At 74.3% G+C, this 19,057-nt stretch carries 16 protein-coding genes; 15 read left to right on the plus strand and 1 reads right to left on the minus strand.

Features of this window, described 5'->3' with window-relative positions; all coding sequences use genetic code 11:
- The first annotated feature begins 139 nt into the window (after positions 1-139).
- From pyrH to ACK8OX_RS09590, 15 genes are all read left to right on the plus strand, one after another.
- On the plus strand, positions 140-862 hold the full coding sequence (gene pyrH / locus ACK8OX_RS09520) for a UMP kinase (RefSeq protein WP_430663785.1): 723 nt from the start codon (positions 140-142) through the stop codon (positions 860-862).
- A gap of 15 nt (positions 863-877) precedes the next feature.
- A complete protein-coding gene (gene frr / locus ACK8OX_RS09525) occupies positions 878-1,450 on the plus strand; it encodes a ribosome recycling factor (protein WP_430663786.1) in 573 nt (190 codons plus the stop codon).
- Between the two features lie 28 nt (positions 1,451-1,478).
- Positions 1,479-2,222: a polyprenyl diphosphate synthase gene (gene uppS / locus ACK8OX_RS09530; RefSeq protein WP_430663787.1), complete on the plus strand. Its 744-nt coding sequence runs from the start codon at positions 1,479-1,481 to the stop codon at positions 2,220-2,222.
- Position 2,223: 1 nt separating this feature from the next.
- A complete protein-coding gene (locus ACK8OX_RS09535; RefSeq protein WP_430663788.1) occupies positions 2,224-3,090 on the plus strand; it encodes a phosphatidate cytidylyltransferase in 867 nt (288 codons plus the stop codon).
- A gap of 5 nt (positions 3,091-3,095) precedes the next feature.
- Positions 3,096-4,265 (plus strand): 1-deoxy-D-xylulose-5-phosphate reductoisomerase, encoded by a 1,170-nt coding sequence (gene dxr, locus ACK8OX_RS09540; RefSeq protein ID WP_430663789.1) that lies wholly within the window; start codon positions 3,096-3,098, stop codon positions 4,263-4,265.
- 29 nt (positions 4,266-4,294) lie between these two features.
- Positions 4,295-5,395, plus strand: a complete 1,101-nt coding sequence (gene rseP / locus ACK8OX_RS09545; RefSeq protein WP_430663911.1) for an RIP metalloprotease RseP — start codon at positions 4,295-4,297, stop codon at positions 5,393-5,395.
- Between the two features lie 121 nt (positions 5,396-5,516).
- Positions 5,517-7,877, plus strand: a complete 2,361-nt coding sequence (bamA, locus tag ACK8OX_RS09550; protein WP_430663790.1) for an outer membrane protein assembly factor BamA — start codon at positions 5,517-5,519, stop codon at positions 7,875-7,877.
- Between the two features lie 23 nt (positions 7,878-7,900).
- On the plus strand, positions 7,901-8,644 hold the full coding sequence (locus tag ACK8OX_RS09555) for an OmpH family outer membrane protein (RefSeq protein ID WP_430663791.1): 744 nt from the start codon (positions 7,901-7,903) through the stop codon (positions 8,642-8,644).
- Positions 8,645-8,663: 19 nt separating this feature from the next.
- Positions 8,664-9,695 (plus strand): UDP-3-O-(3-hydroxymyristoyl)glucosamine N-acyltransferase, encoded by a 1,032-nt coding sequence (lpxD, locus tag ACK8OX_RS09560; RefSeq protein ID WP_430663792.1) that lies wholly within the window; start codon positions 8,664-8,666, stop codon positions 9,693-9,695.
- 22 nt (positions 9,696-9,717) lie between these two features.
- Complete coding sequence (fabZ, locus tag ACK8OX_RS09565; protein ID WP_430663793.1) at positions 9,718-10,203, plus strand: 3-hydroxyacyl-ACP dehydratase FabZ; 486 nt, start codon at positions 9,718-9,720, stop codon at positions 10,201-10,203.
- 12 nt (positions 10,204-10,215) lie between these two features.
- Positions 10,216-11,082, plus strand: a complete 867-nt coding sequence (lpxA, locus tag ACK8OX_RS09570) for an acyl-ACP--UDP-N-acetylglucosamine O-acyltransferase (protein WP_430663794.1) — start codon at positions 10,216-10,218, stop codon at positions 11,080-11,082.
- A complete protein-coding gene (locus ACK8OX_RS09575) occupies positions 11,079-11,945 on the plus strand; it encodes an LpxI family protein (RefSeq protein WP_430663795.1) in 867 nt (288 codons plus the stop codon). Before lpxA ends, ACK8OX_RS09575 begins: the two co-directional genes overlap by 4 nt.
- Positions 11,942-12,343, plus strand: a complete 402-nt coding sequence (gloA, locus tag ACK8OX_RS09580) for a lactoylglutathione lyase (protein WP_430663796.1) — start codon at positions 11,942-11,944, stop codon at positions 12,341-12,343. Before ACK8OX_RS09575 ends, gloA begins: the two co-directional genes overlap by 4 nt.
- A gap of 173 nt (positions 12,344-12,516) precedes the next feature.
- Positions 12,517-13,836, plus strand: coding sequence for a YcjX family protein (locus tag ACK8OX_RS09585; RefSeq protein WP_430663913.1), 1,320 nt, complete (start codon positions 12,517-12,519; stop codon positions 13,834-13,836).
- A 52-nt stretch (positions 13,837-13,888) separates the two neighbouring features.
- A complete protein-coding gene (locus ACK8OX_RS09590) occupies positions 13,889-14,854 on the plus strand; it encodes a DUF697 domain-containing protein (RefSeq protein ID WP_430663797.1) in 966 nt (321 codons plus the stop codon).
- Positions 14,855-14,961: 107 nt separating this feature from the next.
- Here the strand turns inward: ACK8OX_RS09590 and ACK8OX_RS09595 are convergent, their stop codons facing one another.
- Positions 14,962-18,948 (minus strand): beta strand repeat-containing protein, encoded by a 3,987-nt coding sequence (locus ACK8OX_RS09595; RefSeq protein WP_430663798.1) that lies wholly within the window; start codon positions 18,946-18,948, stop codon positions 14,962-14,964.
- Between the last annotated feature and the right edge of the window lie 109 nt (positions 18,949-19,057).

Below are 19,057 nucleotides of genomic sequence, written 5' to 3' on the forward strand. Positions count from 1 at the left end.
CGGCGACGTGACGCCTGCCGGGCGTTGGCGGGGCCCGCCGCGGCGGCCCCGCCCGCGACCCTGCCTTGCCGGCGCCACAACCGGGCGCCTATGTTCCGGCGCCCTTCCTCCCTCTCCCTGGCGACCTTCCTGGAGCATCATGTCCGACGCCCCCCGCTACAAGCGCGTACTCCTCAAGGTGTCGGGCGAGGCCCTGATGGGCAACCGCGATTACGGGCTCGACATCGGCACCCTGCGCGCGATCGCGGAGGATGTGCGCGACGTGGTGCGGCTGGGCGTGCAGGTCTGCCTGGTGATCGGCGGCGGCAACATCTTCCGCGGCGTCGCCGGCGCCTCCTCCGGCATGGACCGGGCGCAGGCGGACGGCATGGGCATGCTGGCCACCGTGATGAACGCGCTGGCGATGCAGAACGTGCTGGAGAAGCTCGGCGTCCACACCCGCGTGCAGAGCGCGGTGACGATGGCGAGCCTGTGCGAGCCCTTCATCCGCCGCCGCGCGATCCGCCACATGGAGAAGAACCGGGTGGTGATCTTCGCCGCCGGCACGGGCAACCCCTTCTTCACCACCGACACCGCCGCGGCGCTCCGCGCGGCCGAGATGGGGTGCGAGGCGCTGCTGAAGGGCACGCAGGTGGACGGCGTCTATTCCGCCGACCCGCGCAAGAACCCGAACGCCGAACGCTACGAGACGCTGACCTATCTCGACATGCTCGCCCGCGACCTGGCCGTGATGGACGCCGCCGCCATCAGCCTCGCGCGGGAGAACAAGCTGCCGATCGTCGTCTTCAACATCCACGAACCGGGTGCCTTCACCGCCGTCATGAAGGGCGAGGGGAAGTTCACCACCGTCGTCGACCTGTAAGGGGGAGAGAGCGCGATGCCCGCCGATTTCGCCGCGCTGAAGCGCGACCTGCAGCGCCGCATGGATGCGGCGATGGAGACGCTGAAGAAGGAATTCGCGGGGCTCCGCACCGGCCGCGCCAGCCCCGCCCTGCTCGAGCCCATCCGGGTCGAGGCCTACGGCACCAACCAGCCGCTGAACCAGGTGGCGAACATCTCGGTCGCCGGGCCGGGCCTCCTTTCGGTGCAGGTCTTCGACCGGTCCATCACCAAGCAGGTGGAGGTCGCGATCCGCGACTCGGGCCTCGGCCTCAACCCGATGACCGAAGGCCAGACCATCCGCGTCCCCCTGCCGCCGCTGACGCAGGAGCGGCGGAACGACCTCGTGAAGACCGCGGCGAAATACGCCGAGGCGTCGCGCGTTGCCGTCCGCGGCGTGCGCCGCGACGGGATGGAGCAGGTCAAGGGCTGGGAGAAGGACAAGAAGGCCGAGGCCAGCCAGGACGACGTGAAGCGCTGGACCGAGGAGGTGCAGAAGATGACCGACCAGCACATCAAGGCGATCGACGCCGCGCTGGCCGAGAAGGAGAAGGACATCCGGACCAGCTGAGCGGCCGGAGAAGGGGAACCCCGCGGAGATGAGCGCAGCGGCCAGGCCGATGCCGGAAACCGGTTCACCGCCGGTGCCGCTGCATGTCGGCATCATCATGGACGGCAACGGCCGCTGGGCCGCGGCCCGCGGCCTGCCGCGTGCGCTCGGCCACAAGGCCGGGGCCGAGGCCGCGCGACGCACCATCGAGGCCGCGGCCGAGGCCGGCATCTCCTGGCTGACGCTCTTCGCCTTCTCCTCCGAGAACTGGCAGCGCCCGGCCGACGAGGTGCGCGACCTGACGATGCTGATGCGCCACTACCTCGCCACCGAGGTCTCCCGCCTGAGCCGGGAGGGCGTGCGCCTGCGCATCATCGGGGAACGTGAACGCTTCGGCGAGGACACGGTGCGCGCCATCGCCAGCGCCGAGGCCGCCACCGCGCAGGGCACGCGGCTCAACCTCAACGTCGCGCTGTCCTATGGCGGGCGGGCGGAGATCGTCTCCGCCGCGCGGGAGATCGCGCGCCGCGCCGCGACCGGGGAACTCGACCCCGCGACGCTCGACGAACGCAGCTTCGGCCGTTTCCTGGGCACGGCGGGAATGCCGGACCCGGACCTCATCATCCGCACCAGCGGCGAGCAGCGGATCTCAAACTTCCTGCTCTGGCAGGCGGCCTATGCCGAGTTCGTGTTCCAGGACACGCTGTGGCCCGACTACGGCGCCCCGCACCTCGCCGCCGCCATCGCCGAATTCGCCCGCCGCGAACGGCGCTACGGCCAGCGCGTCGCGTGACGTGACCGACAGCACGGCCGCGCCCTCGCCCGCGGAGGCGAAGCGCTGGAAGGACCTCCGCAAGCGCGCGCTGTCGGCGCTGGTGCTCGGGCCGTCCGCGGTGGCCTGCATCTGGCTGGGCGCCGAGGCCTTCACGGCCATGGTGGCGCTTGCGGTCGCGATCCTCGCCTGGGAATGGGTGCATCTCTGTGGCCGGCGCACGCGGGTCTTCCCGGGGCTGGCGGTGCCGCTGGTGGTGATGGCAGCCTGCGCGCTGGCGGTGGACGACCACCCGCGCTGGGCGCTGGCGTTGCTCGTCGCCGGCTTCCTGGCCACCTGGGCGGGCGCGCGCGCCCTGCCGCACACGGTGGACCAGCCGGCGGGGCGGCTTGCGGCCGGGGTGCTCTACATCGGCCTGGCCGGCATCGCGCTGATCGAGCTGCGGCACGACACGGATGCCGGCCGCGCCAACGTGCTGTTCCTGTTCCTCGTGGTCTGGGCATCCGACATCGGCGCCTACATGGCCGGGCGCGCGCTCGGCGGTCCGAAGCTCTGGCCCGCCGTGTCGCCGAACAAGACGTGGTCGGGCGCAGGCGGCGGGCTGCTGGCGGCGGTCGCGGTCGGGCTTGCCTGCGCGCTGGCCTTCCAGCCCGGGGCGGCGGCCGGTGCGGTGGTGGCGGTGGCGGTCCTGCTCGGCATCGCGTCCCAGGCGGGCGACCTGCTTGAGAGCGCGATCAAGCGGCACTTCCGGGTGAAGGACACCTCCTCCCTCATCCCAGGCCATGGCGGGCTGCTGGACCGGCTGGACGGCGTGCTGGCGGCGGCGCCGGTGGCTTCCCTGCTGTCCTTCGCGCTCGGCTACGGGCGCACCCTGTGGGGCTGGGGCTGACCGGCTTGGCACGCAGCGTCTCGATCCTCGGCAGCACCGGCTCGGTCGGGCGGTCCACGGTGGCGCTGCTGGAGGCGGCGGAGCCCGGCGCCTTCGCGGTGGAGGCGCTGGTCGCGAACCGGGACGTGGCGACGCTGGCCGCCCAGGCCCGCCGCCATGGCGCCCGCTTCGCCGCGGTGGCCGATCCCGCCGCCTGGCCCGCGCTGAAGGCGGCGCTGGGCGGCAGCGGCATCCGCATCGGCGCCGGCGCCGAGGCGGTGGAGGAAGCCGCCGCCCGCCCGGCGGAATGGACGATGGCCGCCATCGTCGGCGCGGCCGGGCTGCGCTCCACCCTCGTCGCGCTCGCCCGCGGCGGCACGCTGGCCATCGCGAACAAGGAAAGCCTGGTCTGCGCGGCCGACCTGGTGCTGGCCGCGGCGCGGGACGGGGGGGCGACGCTGCTGCCCGTCGATTCCGAGCACAACGCGGTCTTCCAGTGCCTCCAGGGCGGCGATCCGCGCGGGATCGAGAAGATCGTGCTCACCGCCTCGGGCGGCCCCTTCCGGGACTGGCCGGTCGAGCGGATGGCGGCGGTCACGCCCGACCAGGCGCTGAAGCATCCGGTCTGGTCGATGGGCGCCAAGATCTCGATCGATTCCGCCACCATGATGAACAAGGGCCTGGAGGTGATCGAGGCCGCGCATCTGTTCGCGCTGCCGCCCGAGCGGATCGAGGTGCTGGTCCACCCGCAATCGGCCGTGCACGGCATGGTGCAGTATGCGGACGGCTCCATCCTCGCCCAGCTCGGCAGTCCGGACATGCGGACCCCGATCGCCCACGCTCTCGCCTGGCCGCAGCGGATGGCGGCGGAAATCCCGCGCCTCGACCTCGCGCAGCTCGCCCGGCTCGACTTCTTCGCCCCCGACCCGGCGCGCTTCCCCGCGCTCCGCCTCGCGCGGGAGGCCTTGCAGGCCGGGGGGGGCGCCCCGACTATACTGAATGCCGCGAACGAGACGGCGGTCGGGCTCTTCCTCGACCGGCGGATCGGCTTCCTCGACATCGCCGCGGTGGTGGAGGACACCCTCGCCGCCATGCCGCCCTGCGCCCCGCAGGGGCTGGAGGCGATCGTGGCGCTGGACGCGGCGGCGCGGGCGGAGGCCCTGCGGCACGCCGCGGGCCGCGCCCCGCCCGGCTGAGCACCCGATCGGAGACTGACGTGGACCTGCTGCCCGACACCTTCCGCACCATCCTGGCCTTCGTGGTGGTCCTCGGCGTGCTGGTCTTCATCCATGAACTCGGCCACTACCTCGCCGCCCGGTGGCGGGGCATCCATGTGGAGCGTTTCGCGGTGGGCTTCGGCCGCCCGATCGCCTCCTGGAGCGACCGGCGCGGCACCGAATGGCGCATCGGCTGGATCCCGCTCGGCGGCTACGTGAAGCTGCACGGGCAGGAGACGCCGGCCGACGCCCCGCCCGAGGTGCAGGCCGGCTGGCGTCCGGGCGAGACCTTCCACGACAAGCCCGTGAAGGACCGCGCCATCGTGGTGGCGGCCGGCCCGGCGGCCAACTTCCTGCTCGCCATCCTGCTGTTCGGCCTGCTCTACGCCACCGTCGGCCAGCCGCAGACCACCACCGCTGTCGGCGTGGTGGCCGAGGGATCGGCCGCCGCCCGCGCGGGCGTGCTGCCGGGCGACCGCATCGTCGCGCTCGACGGCCAGGCGGTGACCCGCTTCGACCAGGTGCAGCGCCACGTCCAGCCCCGCGCCGGCCAGCCGGTGCAGGTGACGATCGAGCGCGAGGGGCGGCAATCCACGCTCAGCGTCACGCCGGAGGCCCGCACCAGCGGGGAGCGGACGGTCGGCGTGCTCGGCATCGGCGCGGGCGCCGCGCAGTTCGAGCGGCTCGACCCCTTCAGCGCGCTCTGGGCGGGCACGGTGCACACCGTGGACGTCACCTGGCAGACGCTCGGCGCGGTCGGGCAGATGATCACCGGCGCGCGCGGGACCGAGGATCTGGGCGGGCCGCTCGGCATCGGGCGTATCGCGGGGGAGGCGGCGCGCCTCGGCCTCGCGAGCCTCGTCAGCTTCATGGCGATCCTCTCGGTCAACCTCGCGCTGATCAACCTGTTCCCGATTCCCGTGCTGGATGGCGGGCACCTGATGTTCTACGCGGCGGAGGCCATCCGCGGCCGGCCGCTGCCGGCGAAGGCGCAGGAATACGGCTTCCGCGCCGGATTCGCGCTGCTGATCACGCTGTTCGTCTTCGCTACCTGGAACGACCTCGCCAATCTCGGCGTGGTGCGCTGGGCGGCGGGGCTGCTGGGCTGACCCGCGGCCGCGCGGGCCGGGCAGGGGGGCGCCGCGCGCCGCATCCTCGCGGGCGCGTGCGTGCGGGGGTGGCGGGTCCGGGGGCTCTCGGTTAGTGTCCCGGCCTCCTCACCCCCCAGGGATGCCCGCCTTGGTCGCCAATCGGCTCCTTCTCCTCGCTGCAAGCTGCCTCGTTCCCGTCGCCCTCGCCTTCCCGGCGGATGCGCAGCAGCAGCGCGCGCCCCGCGGCGCGCAGACCCGCCCCGCGGCCGTTCCGGCCGCGCAGGGCGGCATCGTCCGCGCCGTCGATGTCCAGGGCAACCAGCGAATCGAGGCGGACACGATCCGCTCCTACATGCTGCTCCAGGCCGGCGATCCCTTCGATGCGGACCGGCTCGACCGCAGCCTTCGCACGCTGTTCTCGACCGGCCTGTTCCGGGACGTGACGGTGGCGCGCAACGGCGACCGCATCCGCGTGGTGGTGGACGAGAACCCGATCATCAACCGCGTCGCCTTCGAGGGGAACAGCAAGGTCAACGACGACACGCTGCGCCCCGAGATCCTGCTGCGCCCGCGCGCCGTCTTCACGCCCCAGGCGGCGCAGGCCGACCGCCAGCGCATCCTCGACGTCTATGCGCGCCGCGGCCGATTCGCCGCGCGAGTCGAGCCGAAGGTCATCCAGCTCGACCAGAACCGCGTCGACCTGGTGTTCGAGATCACGGAAGGCGACGCCGCGCTGGTCAGCCGCGTCAACTTCGTGGGCAACACCGCCTTCTCCGATTCGCGGCTGCGCGACGTGGTCGCGACGCGGGAACAGGCCTGGTACCGCCTGCTCTCCACCTCCGACATCTACGATCCGGAGCGGCTGAACTTCGACCGGGAACTGCTGCGCCGCTACTACCTCCGCAGCGGCTACGCCGACGTGCAGGTCACCGCCGCGACGGCGGAGCTCTCGCCCGACCGCGGCGGCTTCTTCGTCACCTACACGATCGACGAGGGCGTGCGGTACCGCGTCGGCCGCGCCGAGATCACCTCGACGCTGCGCGGCGTGGACGCCGCCCGCCTGCGCCGCGAACTGCCCTTCTCGGAAGGCGACTGGTACGACGGCGACGCGGTGGAGCGCGCGGTCGAGTCGCTGTCCGACGCGGTCGGCCTCCAGGGCGTGCCCTTCGTCGAGGTCCGCCCCCGCGTGGTGCGCAACCGCGACGCGCAGACGGTCGACATCACCTTCGAGGTGGCCGAGGGCACGCGCGCCTTCGTCGAGCGCATCGACATCACCGGCAATTCCCGCACCGCCGACCGCGTGATCCGCCGCGAGTTCCGCCTCGCGGAGGGGGACCCCTTCAACGCCGCGCAGGTCCGCCGCTCCCGCCAGCGCATCCGCGACCTCGGCTATTTCGGCAATGTGGAGATCACGCCGCAGCCCGGCTCCCGCCCGGACCGCGTGGCGCTGAACACCCAGGTGACCGAACGCCCGACCGGGGAAGTGTCGCTCGGCGGCGGCTTCTCGACCGATGCGGGCTTCCTGACCGATTTCGGCATCCGGGAACGCAACTTCCTCGGCACCGGCATCGATGCGCGGCTGCAGGCGATGCTCGCGCAGCGGCGCAGCCAGCTCGACTTCTCCGTCACCGATCCGGCCTTCCTCGACCGCAACCTGTCGGCCGGGCTCGACGTCTTCTACATCCAGCGCAACCTCCAGGAGATCGCCTCCTACTCCGAGAAGCGGGTCGGCGCGGCGCTGCGGGCGGGCTACGAGTTCAACGAGAGGCTGCGCCAGTCCTGGGCCTACACCCTGGTGGACCGGAACGTGTTCGACGTGCAGTCGAACGCCTCCCGCTTCATCCAGGAACAGACCGGCCAGACGCTGCTCTCCCAGCTCGGCACCACGCTCGCCTACGACACGCGCGACAGCCGGATCGAGCCGCGGAGCGGCTACATCATCCGCCTCGGCACCGATGTCGCGGGCCTCGGCGGCGACGTGAACTACGTGCGGCTGCGCGGCGACAGCGCCATCTACTTCCCGCTCGAACGCTTCTTCGGCGCGCAGGAATACGTCCTCGCGCTGCAGGTGGGCGGCGGCTACCTGACCCCCTGGGGCGACCGGCCGGAGCGCATCATCGACCGCTTCTTCCTCGGCGGCGACAACCTGCGCGGCTTCGCGCTGGCGGGCGCTGGCCCGCGCGACACGTCGAGCTCGACGCAGGACCCGCTCGGCGGCCGGATCATCTGGACGCAGACGACGGAGCTGCGCTTCCCGCTCCCGGTGCCGAGCGAGCTCGGCCTGCTCGGCCGCGCCTTCGTCGATGTCGGCTCGCTCTACGACACGCCCGTCCAGGGCCCCGGCGTGCGGGACGACAGCAAGCCGCGCGTCGGCGCGGGGGTCGGCGTCTCCTGGCGGACGCCGGTCGGCCTCATCAACATCGACATCGCCCAGGCCGTTGTGAAGCAGGACTACGACCGCACCCAGCTGATCCGCTTCGGCTTCGGCACGCGGTTCTGAGCGAAATCCGGGATTCCAGCACGATGCGTCTCCGCCACCTCCTGCCCGCCCTCCTGCTGGCCGGCGCCGCCGCCGGCCCGGCCGCGCTGGCGCAGCAGAACCAGGACTGGTTCGTCCCCGGCCAGCAGCGCCCGCAGGGCCAGCAGCAGCCGGCCCAGGGCCAGCGCCCGCCGCAGGGACAGGCGCAGCAGCGCCCCCCGCAGGCCGGCCAGCGCACGCCCGCGCCGGTGGTCGCCATCGTCGACATCCCGGAGGTGCAGCGCCTCTCCGCCGCCTTCAACCAGGTGCGCGAGGAGATCGAGCGGCGGCGCGGCCGCCTGAACGAGGACCTGCAGCGCGAACAGGCCCGCTGGCGCGAGGAGCAGCAGGCGCTCGCCGCCGCCCGCGCCACGCTGAACCCCGAACAGCTCCGCACGCGCGAGAGGGAGCTGCAGGACCGCATCACCGACGCGCAACGCATCTTCCGCGACCGGTCCCGCGGGATCGACGCGGCGGCGCAGCAGGGCCTCCAGCAGATCGAGCAGGCGCTGGCGGCGGTGATCCGCCAGGTCTCCTCCAGCCGCGGCGTCAACCTGGTGCTGCCGCGCGCGCTCGTCATCTTCAACGAGCCCGCCTTCGACCTGACGGACGAGGTTTCGGCGCAGATGAACCGCGTGCTGCGCAGCGTCACCATCCCGCCCGAGGGCGCCGAGGCCCCGGCCGCTGCCGCCGCGCCCGCCCCGGCCCAGCCCGCCGCGGCGGCGCCGGCCCAGCCCCCGCGCCGCTGACCGGCGCGGACGCACCGGCATGGCGGCGGATCCCCGCTTCCACCCCGCGGGCCCGCCGCTGACCCTGGCCGAACTGGCGGAGGCGGCGGGGGGCGAACTGCGCGGGGGCGATCCCGCGCGGCGCTTCTCCGGCGTCGGGCCGCTCGACGGCGCGGGGCCGGAGGAGGTCACCTTCCTCGAGAACCGGCGCTATGCCGCGCAGCTTGCGACCACGCGCGCGGGGGCGGTGGTGCTGGCGCCGGACCTGGCGCCGCGCGTGCCGGACGGCACCGCCGCCATCGTCACGCCGAACGCCTATCTCGGCTTCGCGCGCATCGCCGCCCGGTTGCATCCGGCACCCCCGCCGCGGCCCGGCATCCACCCGACCGCGCTGGTCGATCCCGGCGCCAAGCTGGGCGAGGGCTGCGAGATCGGGCCCTTCGCGGTGGTCGAGGCCGGCGCGGGCCTCGGCGCGGGCTGCGTCGTCGGCGCGCATGCCGTGATCGGCGCCGGCGTGCAGCTGGGCGAGGGCTGCCGCATCGGCGCGCATTGCACGCTGAGCCACTGCATCGCCGGGCGGCGCGTCACGCTCGCGCCCGGCGTGCGCATCGGGCAGGAGGGGTTCGGCTTCGCCGTCACGCCGGAAGGCCGGTTCGAGACGGTGCCCCAGCTCGGCCGCGTCATCCTCGGCGACTTCGTGGAGGTGGGCGCGAACAGCTGCATCGACCGCGGCAGCCAGGGCGACACGGTGATCGGGCCGGGCTCGCGCCTCGACAACCTGGTGCAGATCGGCCACAACGTCCGCACCGGGCAGGCCTGCGTCATCGTCGCCCAGGTCGGCATCGCGGGCTCCGTCACGCTGGGCAACGGGGTGCAGCTGGCGGGACAGTCCGGGATCGCCGGGCACCTGCATCTGGGCGACCGTGCGCGCGTGGGCGCCCAGTCCGGCGTGATGAACGACGTGCCAGCCGGCAGCGACGTGGTGGGCAGCCCGGCCTGGCCGGCGCGGGAGACGCTGCGCGCCATGGCCGCGCTGCGCCGCCTTGTGGCGAAGCCGGGCAAGGGCGCCTGAGACAGGTTCGGAAGGGAGGACCATGGACGCGACCGCTGGGAGCACGACCGAAGCCGCCGCCGCGACGGTGGGGACCTACGACATCGCCCGCATCATGCAGGCGATCCCGCACCGCTTCCCCTTCCTGCTGGTCGACCGGGTGGTGGAGATCGTGCCCAACGTCTCCGCCGTCGGCATCAAGAACGTCTCGATCAACGAGAATTTCTTCCAGGGCCATTTCCCGCAGCACCCCGTCTTCCCCGGCGTGCTCATCATCGAGAGCATGGCCCAGACGGCCGCCGTGCTGGTGGTGGAGACGCTCGGCCCCTCCGCCCAGGGCAAGCTGGTCTATTTCATGACCGTGGACAGCGCGAAGTTCCGCAAGCCCGTCGTGCCCGGCGACCAGATGCGCGTCCACGTCACCAAGGAAAAGCAGCGCGGCAACATCTGGCGCTTCACCGCCGAGGCGAAGGTGGACGGCAAGGTGGTGGCCGAGGCGACCTACGCCGCGATGATCCTGGACAAGTAAGGCCCGGTGGACATGACCGTCGCGCGCGCCGGGATCGACCCCGGCGCCCAGATCCACCCCGCCGCCTTCGTGGCGCCGGGCGCCCGCATCGCGGCCGGCTGCCTCATCGGCCCGGGCTGCGTCGTCGGCGCCGGCGCGGTGCTGGAGGAACGGGTGGAGCTTACCGCCCATGTCGTGCTGGACGGCGCCGTCCGGCTCGGCGCCGGGGTCAAGGTCTCGCCCTTCGCCACCATCGGCCTGCCGCCGCAGGACCTGAAATACCGGGGCGAGCCGACAGGCGTGTCGATCGGGCCCGGCACGCAGGTGCGCGAACACGCCACCATCCACCGCGGCTCGACCGGCGGCGACGGCTGGACCCGGATCGGCGCCAACTGCCTCATCATGTGCGTTGCCCATGTCGCGCATGACTGCCGGCTGGGCGACGGCGTGATCCTGGTGAACAACGTCATGCTCGCCGGCCATGTCGAGATCGGCGACGGCGCGATGATCCAGGGCGGCGCCGCGGTGCAGCAGTTCGTCCGCATCGGCCGCATGGCGCTGGTGGCCGGCATGGCGGGGGTGGAGCGCAGCGTGCTGCCCTTCGGCCGGGTGAAGGGCCACCGCGCCTCGCTCTACGGGCTCAACGCGCTCGGCATGCTGCGGCGGCTGAACATGACGAAGGCGCAGGTCGCGGCGGTGGAACGCGCGGTCCACGACCTCTACCGCACCGGCCGCCCGCGCGAGCAGCTGGAGGCCGTGGCCGCCGCGCATGACGGCGACCCCGCGGTGCATGAGATCCTGGACTTCGCGCGCGGGGTCTTCGCCCGCCCGCGCGGGCGCAACCTGCTCTGCCCCTACCGGCGCGGGCCGGAGGAGGAGGAGAACGGGGAAGGGGCGTGACCGCGCCGCTCGGCCTGGTCTGCGGCGCCGGCATCATGCCGGTGCGCGTCGCCGATGCCGCGGCCAAGGCCGGCCGCCCCGTGGTCTGCGTGCTGATCGAGGGCTTCGCCCGCCCGGCCGACTATGCCCGCTTCCCGCATGAGGTGATCCCGCTCGGCCGCGTCGGCCGGATGCTCGCCTTCCTCCGCGCCCATGGCGCCGCCGACCTGGTGTTGGCCGGGCGCGTCACGCGCCCGTCGCTGCTGTCCTTCCGCTTCGACGCGGAGGGGATGCGGCTGGTCGCCAGGCTCGGCCACCGCGCCGTCTTCGGCGGCGATGACGGCCTGCTCTCGGCCGTGCTGCAGGTGCTGCGGGGGGAGGGGTTCCGGCCTCTCGGCGCGCAGGAGGTGCTGGGCGACCTGCTGGTGGAAGCCGGCCCGCTCACCCGCCATGCCCCGGACGAGCCGGCGCTGGCCGACATCGCCCGCGGCATCCGCGTGACCCAGGCGCTCGGCACCGCCGATGTCGGCCAGGGCTGCGTCGTGCAGCAGGGGCTGGTGCTGGCGGTGGAGGCGATCGAGGGAACCGACGCGATGCTGGCGCGCTGCGGGCCGCTGCGGCGCCCGGGGCCGGGCGGCGTGCTGGTGAAGCTGGTCAAGCCGCGCCAGGATGTGCTGGTGGACCTGCCGGCGATCGGCCCCGCCACGGTGGAGGCCGCCGCCGCCGCCGGGCTGGCCGGCATCGCCATCGAGGCGCGGGCCGCCCATGCCGGGACGCTGGTGGTGGACCGCACCGCGACCGTCGCGGCGGCGGAGGCGGCGGGGCTGTTCCTGCTGGCGCTCCGCCCGTCGGAATTTCTGCAAACGAGAGGAGACCAGGGATGAGCCAGGGCCGCTTCCTGCACACCATGATCCGCGTCGGCGACCTGCAGCGCAGCGTCGACTTCTACACGAAGCTGCTCGGCATGAAGGAACTGCGCCGGCGCGACGTGCCGGACGGGAAATACACCCTCGTCTTCCTCGGCTACGGCCAGGGCAATGCCGAAGGCCAGGGCGAGATCGAGCTGACCTACAACTACGGCGTGGAGAAATACGAACAGGGCAACGCCTTCGGCCACCTCGCGGTCGGCGTGCCCGACGTGAAGGCCGCCTGCGAGGCGGTGCGCGCCGGCGGCGGCCGCGTGACGCGGGAAGCCGGGCCGGTGAAGTTCGGCACCACCGTCATCGCCTTCGTCGAGGATCCGGACGGCTACAAGATCGAGCTGATCGAACGCATGAGCTGACGGGGCGCTTACCCCCAGGCCCGGCCCGGCCCGGTCCCCTTCCGCACGGGGCCGGGCGGGCTCCCGCGCAACCGACGAAGGCGCCCGCCCTGCTTCCCTCCCTCCTGACCCCGATCGAGGACGCCGCGGCCAGCTTCGGCGACCTCGCCCGCGCGCTGGCAGGGCGGGAGCGCATCCGGCTCGCGGTCACCGGCCTGTCGCGCGCGGGCAAGACGGTGTTCCTCACCTCCCTCGTCGCCAACCTGCTGGCGGCGGGGCAGGGCGCGCGGACCCTGCCGGCGCTGGAAGCGGCGTCCGGCGGGCGGCTGCGCGGGGCGCGGCTGGTGCCGGCCGGGACCGAATCGACCCCCCGCTTCGACGCGGCCGGCCATGTCGCGGCCCTCGCGGCCGATCCGCCGCGCTGGCCGGAGCGGACCGAGGATCTATCGACACTCGAGATCACGCTCGACCTCGCCCCCGCCTCGCTGCTCGGCCAGGCGCGGGAGATGGTGGCGGGCGGGCGGCGCGTCACGCTGGAACTGCTGGACTATCCCGGCGAATGGCTGCTCGACCTGCCGATGCTGGCGCAGTCCTATGCCGACTGGTCGCGCGGGACGCTGGCCCGGCTGCGGCGCGGGCGGCGGGCCGCGGCCGCGGCGGCCTTCCTCGACTTCGTCGATGCCCTGCCCGACCGCGTGCCGGACGAGGACGCGATCGCGCGGCACGGCTACATGCTGTACCGCGACGCGCTGCGGACCTGCCGGGACGAACTCGGCTTCCGCTTCCTCCAGCCCGGCCGGGCGCTGAACCCCGGGCCGAAGGGGGAGGCGCCGATCCTCTGGTTCTTCCCCCTGCCGAAGCCGGAGGAAGGCGGCCTTGCCGCCCTGCTGGCGCGCCGGCACGCGGCCTACCTGGCGGACCAGCGCGCCGCCTTCTTCGACCCCTTCTTCCGCCGCTTCCATCGCCAGGCGGTGCTGGTGGATGCGCTCGGCGCGCTCCATGCCGGCGAGGAGGCCTTCGACGACACGGCCGAGGCCCTGGCCGCCATCGCGGCCGCCCTGCGCGACGGCGGCGGCCTGTTCGACATGCTGACCGGCCAGGGGGTGAAGCGCGTGGCCTTCGCGGCCACCAAGGCCGACCACGTCCCGGGCCGCGCGCGGGATGCGCTGGTCGGCCTGCTGGGCGACCTGGTGGGGCGCGATCCGGCAGGGCCGCTCGGCGCCGCCACCTCGGTCCATGCCGTCGCGGCCATCCGCTGCACCGAGGATGACGTGGCGGTGCTGGACGGCCGCCCGGTCGCGGCGGTGCGCGGCCTGCTGCTGGAAGGCGGCAAGGCCGCCAAGGTCTATCCGGGCGAGGTGCCGCTGCGCCGCCCGGCGCCGGATTTCTGGGATCACGCCTTTTTCGAGATGCCGGTCTTCCAGCCACCCCGCCTGGCCGGTGACGGGCGGTCCGGCGTACCCCATCTCGGCCTCGACGCGCTGCTGACGGCGCTGATCGGGGACCTGCTCTGACCCTCCGCCGGCCGGGGGCGGCGCGGGCCCCCTGCGGGAGCGATGCCTGCCCATGAGCGACCCACACCCCCGCGGCCCCCGCATCCTGCCCGAGGAGGCCGCGCCCGCCGCCCCGCGGGTGGAGGAAGGCGGCGCCCGCCCCACCCTGGCGGACCCGCCCCCGCGCGGCCCGCGCATCCTGCCGGAGGAAGCGGCGGCGGCCGCCCGGCTCGACTTCGGCTGGGACCAGGCGGTGGCGAAGCCCGATGCCCCGCGGGAGCGGCGGCGCTGGTCCGCCCCTGCGCTCGCCGCGCTCGGTGTCGCGGTGCTGCTGCTCGGGCTTTCGGCGCTGGAGGTCCTGAACTTCATCGCCGACCAGTTCGCCCGTGGCGCCGCGCTGGGCTGGCTGACGCTCGGCGTCGCGGTGGCGGGCTATGGCCTCATCGCCTGGGCGATCATCCGCGAATTGCGGGGGCTGATCGCGCTGTCGGCGGTGGACCATGCGCGCCGGGCCTTCGCGGCCGGGGACCTTCCCGGCGCCCGCGCCGCCGCCCTGTCCTGGGCCGGGCGGGTGCCCGCGGCGGCCGGCACGCTGCCCGCGCTGCGCGCCGCGCCGGACCTCGCCTCCCTCACCGCGCTGCTCGAAGCCGGGCCGCTCGCCGCGCTCGACCGGGACGCGACCTCGGCGGGGCGGCGGGCGGCGGCGCAGGCCTTTGGCGCGACCGCGCTGATTCCCTCGCCGGCGCTGGATGCGCTGTTCTTCGGCTGGCGCGGGCTGCGCTTGGTGCGGGAGGTGGCGGTGATCCACGGGCTGCGCCCCGGCGTCGCCGGCACGCTCGCGCTGCTGCGCCGGACGGTGTTCGAGGCCGGGGCGGTGGCCGCCGCCGATGTCGCGATCGACACCGCGACGCGCGCCATCGTCACCAACCCGCTGCTGGAGCGCGTGGCGGGGGATGCGGCGAAGGGGGCGGTGGTGGCGCGGCGGATGCTGGTGCTGGCCCGCGCCGCGGCGCGGGCCTGCCGGATCGTGCCGGGGTAGCGCGCCAGATCATGATCCGCGCTGGTTGAAGCGCGGATCATGATCTGGGCTTCCGTCTTGTCGCGTGATTCACGCCTCCGGCCGTTCCAGCCTGCGGCGATCACGCGCTACCCGAACTGCATGTTGGCGTCGTTCAGGTCGGCGATGCGGACGCCGCGGATGTGCACCACGTCGCCGCCGCCCATGTCGAAGGCGATGTCGGGGCCGTACTGCACCATCCGCGCCTTCGCCGCCGCGGCGCTGCCGATGCCGGTGCCCTGCACGAACAGCACGTCCTGCCGCACGTCGAAGTCGCCGAGCGTGTCGAGGCCCTGGCCGCGGCCCACCACGAAGCGGTCCGCCCCCGCCTCGCCCCAAAGCACGTCGTTGCCGCCGCCGCCCGCCAGCGTGTCATCCCCCGCGCCGCCCAGCAGCGTGTTCACGCCGCCCGTGCCGACCAGGAGGTTGGCCGAGGCGTTGCCGACGCCGAAGGGCGTGCCGCCGGCCAGCACCAGCACCTCGACGTTGTCATACAGGTAGTAGCCGTCGCCGCTGTCGGCGATGACGGTGTCGGCGCCCTCGCCGGGATTCTCGAACACCCAGTCCACCTGCTGGCTGGCCAGGAACAGGTCGTCGCCGGTGCCGCCATGCATGCTGTCCCAGCCCGCGCCGCCATCCAGCGTGTCGGCGCCGGCGCCGCCGAACAGCAGGTCCTGCGCGCCATCCGCGCCGCCCCGCACCAGGTCGTTGCCGTCGCCGCCCTCGGCCGTGTCCGCCCCGTCGCCGCCCCAGAGCGTGTCGGCCCCCGCGCCGCCCCCCATCAGGTCCTGCGCGCCATCCCCGCCGCCGAGCAGCAGGTCGTCGCCGTCCCCGCCTTCCAGCGTGTCGCGCCCGGCATCGCCCCAGAGCGTGTCCGCCCCCGCGCCGCCGGCCAGGTCGTCCTCTCCCGCGACGCCGGCCAGCACGTCGTTGCCCGCCTCGCCGCGCAGCGTGTCGCCGCCATCCATCCCGACCAGCACGTCGCCATCCGCGCCGCCCGCCAGGACATCCGCGCCGTCGTCGCCCCACAGCGTGTCGGCCCCGGCCTCGCCCGAGAGGGTGTCGTTGCCGGCATGGCCCGCCAGCAGGTCCGCGCCCTCGCCGCCGAGGACCAGGTCGCCGCCGCCGTCGCCCACCAGCGTGTCGCCGCCGCCGAGGCCGAGCAGCGTGTCCCCCGCCTCGCCGCCCCACAGCATGTTGCCCGCCGCGCCGCCGGTCAGCGCCCCCGCGCCGCTGCCGCGCAGGACCGCCGCCTCCTCGATCCCCGCGGCCAGCGTGACCTGCCCGGCGACCACCACCATGTCCGTGCCGCCGGCATCGAGGACGAGGTCGCCCGGATCGTCGATCCAGTAGGTGTCGTTGCCGAGGCCGCCGGCCATGGTGTCCGCGCCCGCGCCGCTCAGCAGCATGTCGCCCAGCGCGCCGCCGAGCAGGCTGTCCGCGCCCGTCCCGCCATCGAGGCGGGAGGAGCCGGCGGTGGCGACCAGCGTGTCGTCCCCCGCGCCGCCCGAGAGGCTGTCGATGCCGCTCGTCCCGGCCTCCAGCCGGTCATTGCCGTCGCCGCCGAGCAGCGTGACCGGCAGGCTGCCGTCGCCACGCAGGAAGTCGTCCCCGGCATCGCCCGAGGCGACCTGCGCGCCGTTGGCGAGGAGGGTGTCGTCGCCCTCGCCCCCCGCGAGGCTGCCGCCGCCGCTGCCGCCGGTCAGCACGTCGTCGCCGTCGCCGCCATCGAGGGCGAAGCTGTTGGCCGCGCCCGCCAGGCTGTCATTGCCGGCGCCGCCGGAGAGGCTGGCGCCACCGTTCAGCACGTCATCCCCGCCTTCGCCCGCGATGGTGGCGGTGGCGGCGCCGGTGACGGTGTCGCGCCCGTCGCCGCCCTCGACCCGGGCGGTGCCGAGCGTGCCCGTGATGTTGTCGTCGCCGAGGCCGCCGAGCAGGGTGGAGCCGCCCGAGATCTGGTCGTTGCCGTCCCCGCCCTCGACCCGGCTGCCGGTGGAGCCGCCGAGCGTGTCGTCGCCAGCCCCGCCGATCAGCGTGGCGCCGGCCTGCAGCACGTCGTTGCCGTCGCCGCCTTCCAGCCGGCCGCCGGGGCCGCCCTGGAGGGTGTCGTTGCCGGTGCCGCCGATCAGCGTCGCGCCGCCGGACGGGTTGCTCAGCACGTCGTCGCCGCTGCCGCCCTCGACGCGGTCGCCGAAGGCGCCGCTGACCGTGTCGTTGCCGCCCTCGCCGCGCAGCGTGTCGGCGCCCGCGCCGCCGTCGAGGAGGTCGGCATCGTCGCCGCCCGAGAGCAGGTCGTCCCCGGCATCGCCCACCAGCGTATCGGCGCCCGCGCCGCCGGCCAGCGTGTCGGCGCCGAGATGGCCGGAGAGGTTGTTGGCGGCGGCGTCGCCGGCGATGGAATCGGCGCCGTCGCTGCCCAGCACCGCCTCGAACCCCGCCAGGCGGTCGGTCGCGCCGGTGCCGTCGGCCGCGGTGCCGGCGCCGAGGTCCACCGTCACGCCGGCGGGGGCTGCGCGGTAGTTCAGCGTGTCGAAGCCCTCGCCGCCATCGAGGCTGTCGGCCCCGCCGCCGCCCGCCACCTGGTCCGCGCCGGCGCCGCCGGCGATGCTCTCCGCGCCGTCGCCGCCCCGCAGCGCGTCGGACCCCGCGCCGCCGTCGAGCGTGGCCGCGCCGGCATCGCCCTGGAGGTAGTCGTTGCCGTCCTCGCCCAGCAGCCAGTCGGCGCCGCCCTGGGCGAAGAGGCTGTCGTCCCCGCCGCCGCCCAGCACCGTGTCGGCGCCGGCGCCCGCCTGCACCTGGTTCGCGGCCGCGGTGCCGCGGATGCTGTCCGCCTGCGCGGTGGCGGTGACGTTCTCGACCCCCGCGACGCTGTCGCTGCCGGTGAGGTCGCCGGTGACGGCGCCGCCGAGCAGGTCGATGACGAGCCCGGCCGGGCGGTCCGACCAGTCGGCGCGGTCGGTCCCGTCGCCGCCGAGGATGGTGTCGGCGCCGGCGCCGGCGCGGATGTAGTCGTCGCCGGTGCCGCCATCCAGCAATTCGCCGCCCGCGCCGCCGGCCAGCGTGTCGTCATCCGCGCCGCCCGCCAGCGTGTCGGCGTCCACGCCGCCCTGCAGCGTGTCCTGCCCCGCGCCGCCCGACAGGATGTCGGCGCTGTCGCCGCCGTCGAGCAGGTCGTTGCCGGTTCCGCCGTCGAGCGTGTCGACATCGGCGCCGCCGAACAGGCTGTCATTGCCATCGGTGCCGAACAGCGCGTCCGCGCTGCCATCCCCGTTGATCAGGTCGTTGCCCGACCCGCCATTGACGGTGTCGCCGTCGGCGCCGCCATAGATGATGTCGTTGCCGCCCTCGCCGCGGATGACGTCCTGGCCGCCATCGCCCGAGACCTGGTCGTCGCCGTCGCCGCCCTGCAGCGTGTCGTTGTCGAGCCCGCCCGAGATGCTGTCCGCGCCGGCGCCGCCGATCACCAGGTCGGTGCCCTGTTCGCCGTTCAGCTGGTCGTTGCCGAGGGAGCCGTCGATCAGGTCGGCGTCGTCGCCGCCCGAGGCGGTGTCGTTGCCGGCGCCGCCCTGGAGGCTGTCGGTCCCGGCCTGGCCATAGACCTCGTCCTCGCCCGCACCGCCGTCCATCGTGTCGGCCGCGGCGCCGCCGAGCAGCGTGTCCTGCCCGTCCCCGCCGAGGATCGAATCCGCCTCGCCCTCGCCATCCAGCCGGTCGTTGCCGGCATCGCCCGAGACGGTGTCCTCGCTGCCGCCGCCGAAGACGGTGTCGCCCTCGCCGTTGCCGGCGATGCTGTCGGAGCCGGGGCCGCCGAACAGGCTGTCCGTGCCGGACCCGCCGACCAGCGTGTCGCCGTCATCGAGGCCGAACAGCGTGTCGGCCCCTTCGCCGCCGAGCAGCAGGTCCGCGCCCTCGTCGCCATTGACTTGGTCGTTGCCGCCGGAGCCGTCGAGCGTGTCGGGGCCGAGCAGGCCGTAGATGCTGTCCGCGCCGCCGGTCGGGGTGCCGCCGCTGACCCCGGCCGAGACGAAGAAGGGGCCGACGACGTCGCCGTTCCCCGTTCCGACGATCTCCGCCATCCGCGCCCGCCCCCGATGTACCCGCTGAATTCGTTACTTGTTGCTGAACAGGTCGGTTCGCACAACCAACCGACGGGCGAAGTGGCGGGGCTGCATGCCGCCCCCGGCC

Origin of the sequence: Falsiroseomonas sp. CW058, from assembly GCF_050563535.1 — a bacterium.
Classification (GTDB): domain Bacteria; phylum Pseudomonadota; class Alphaproteobacteria; order Acetobacterales; family Acetobacteraceae; genus Falsiroseomonas.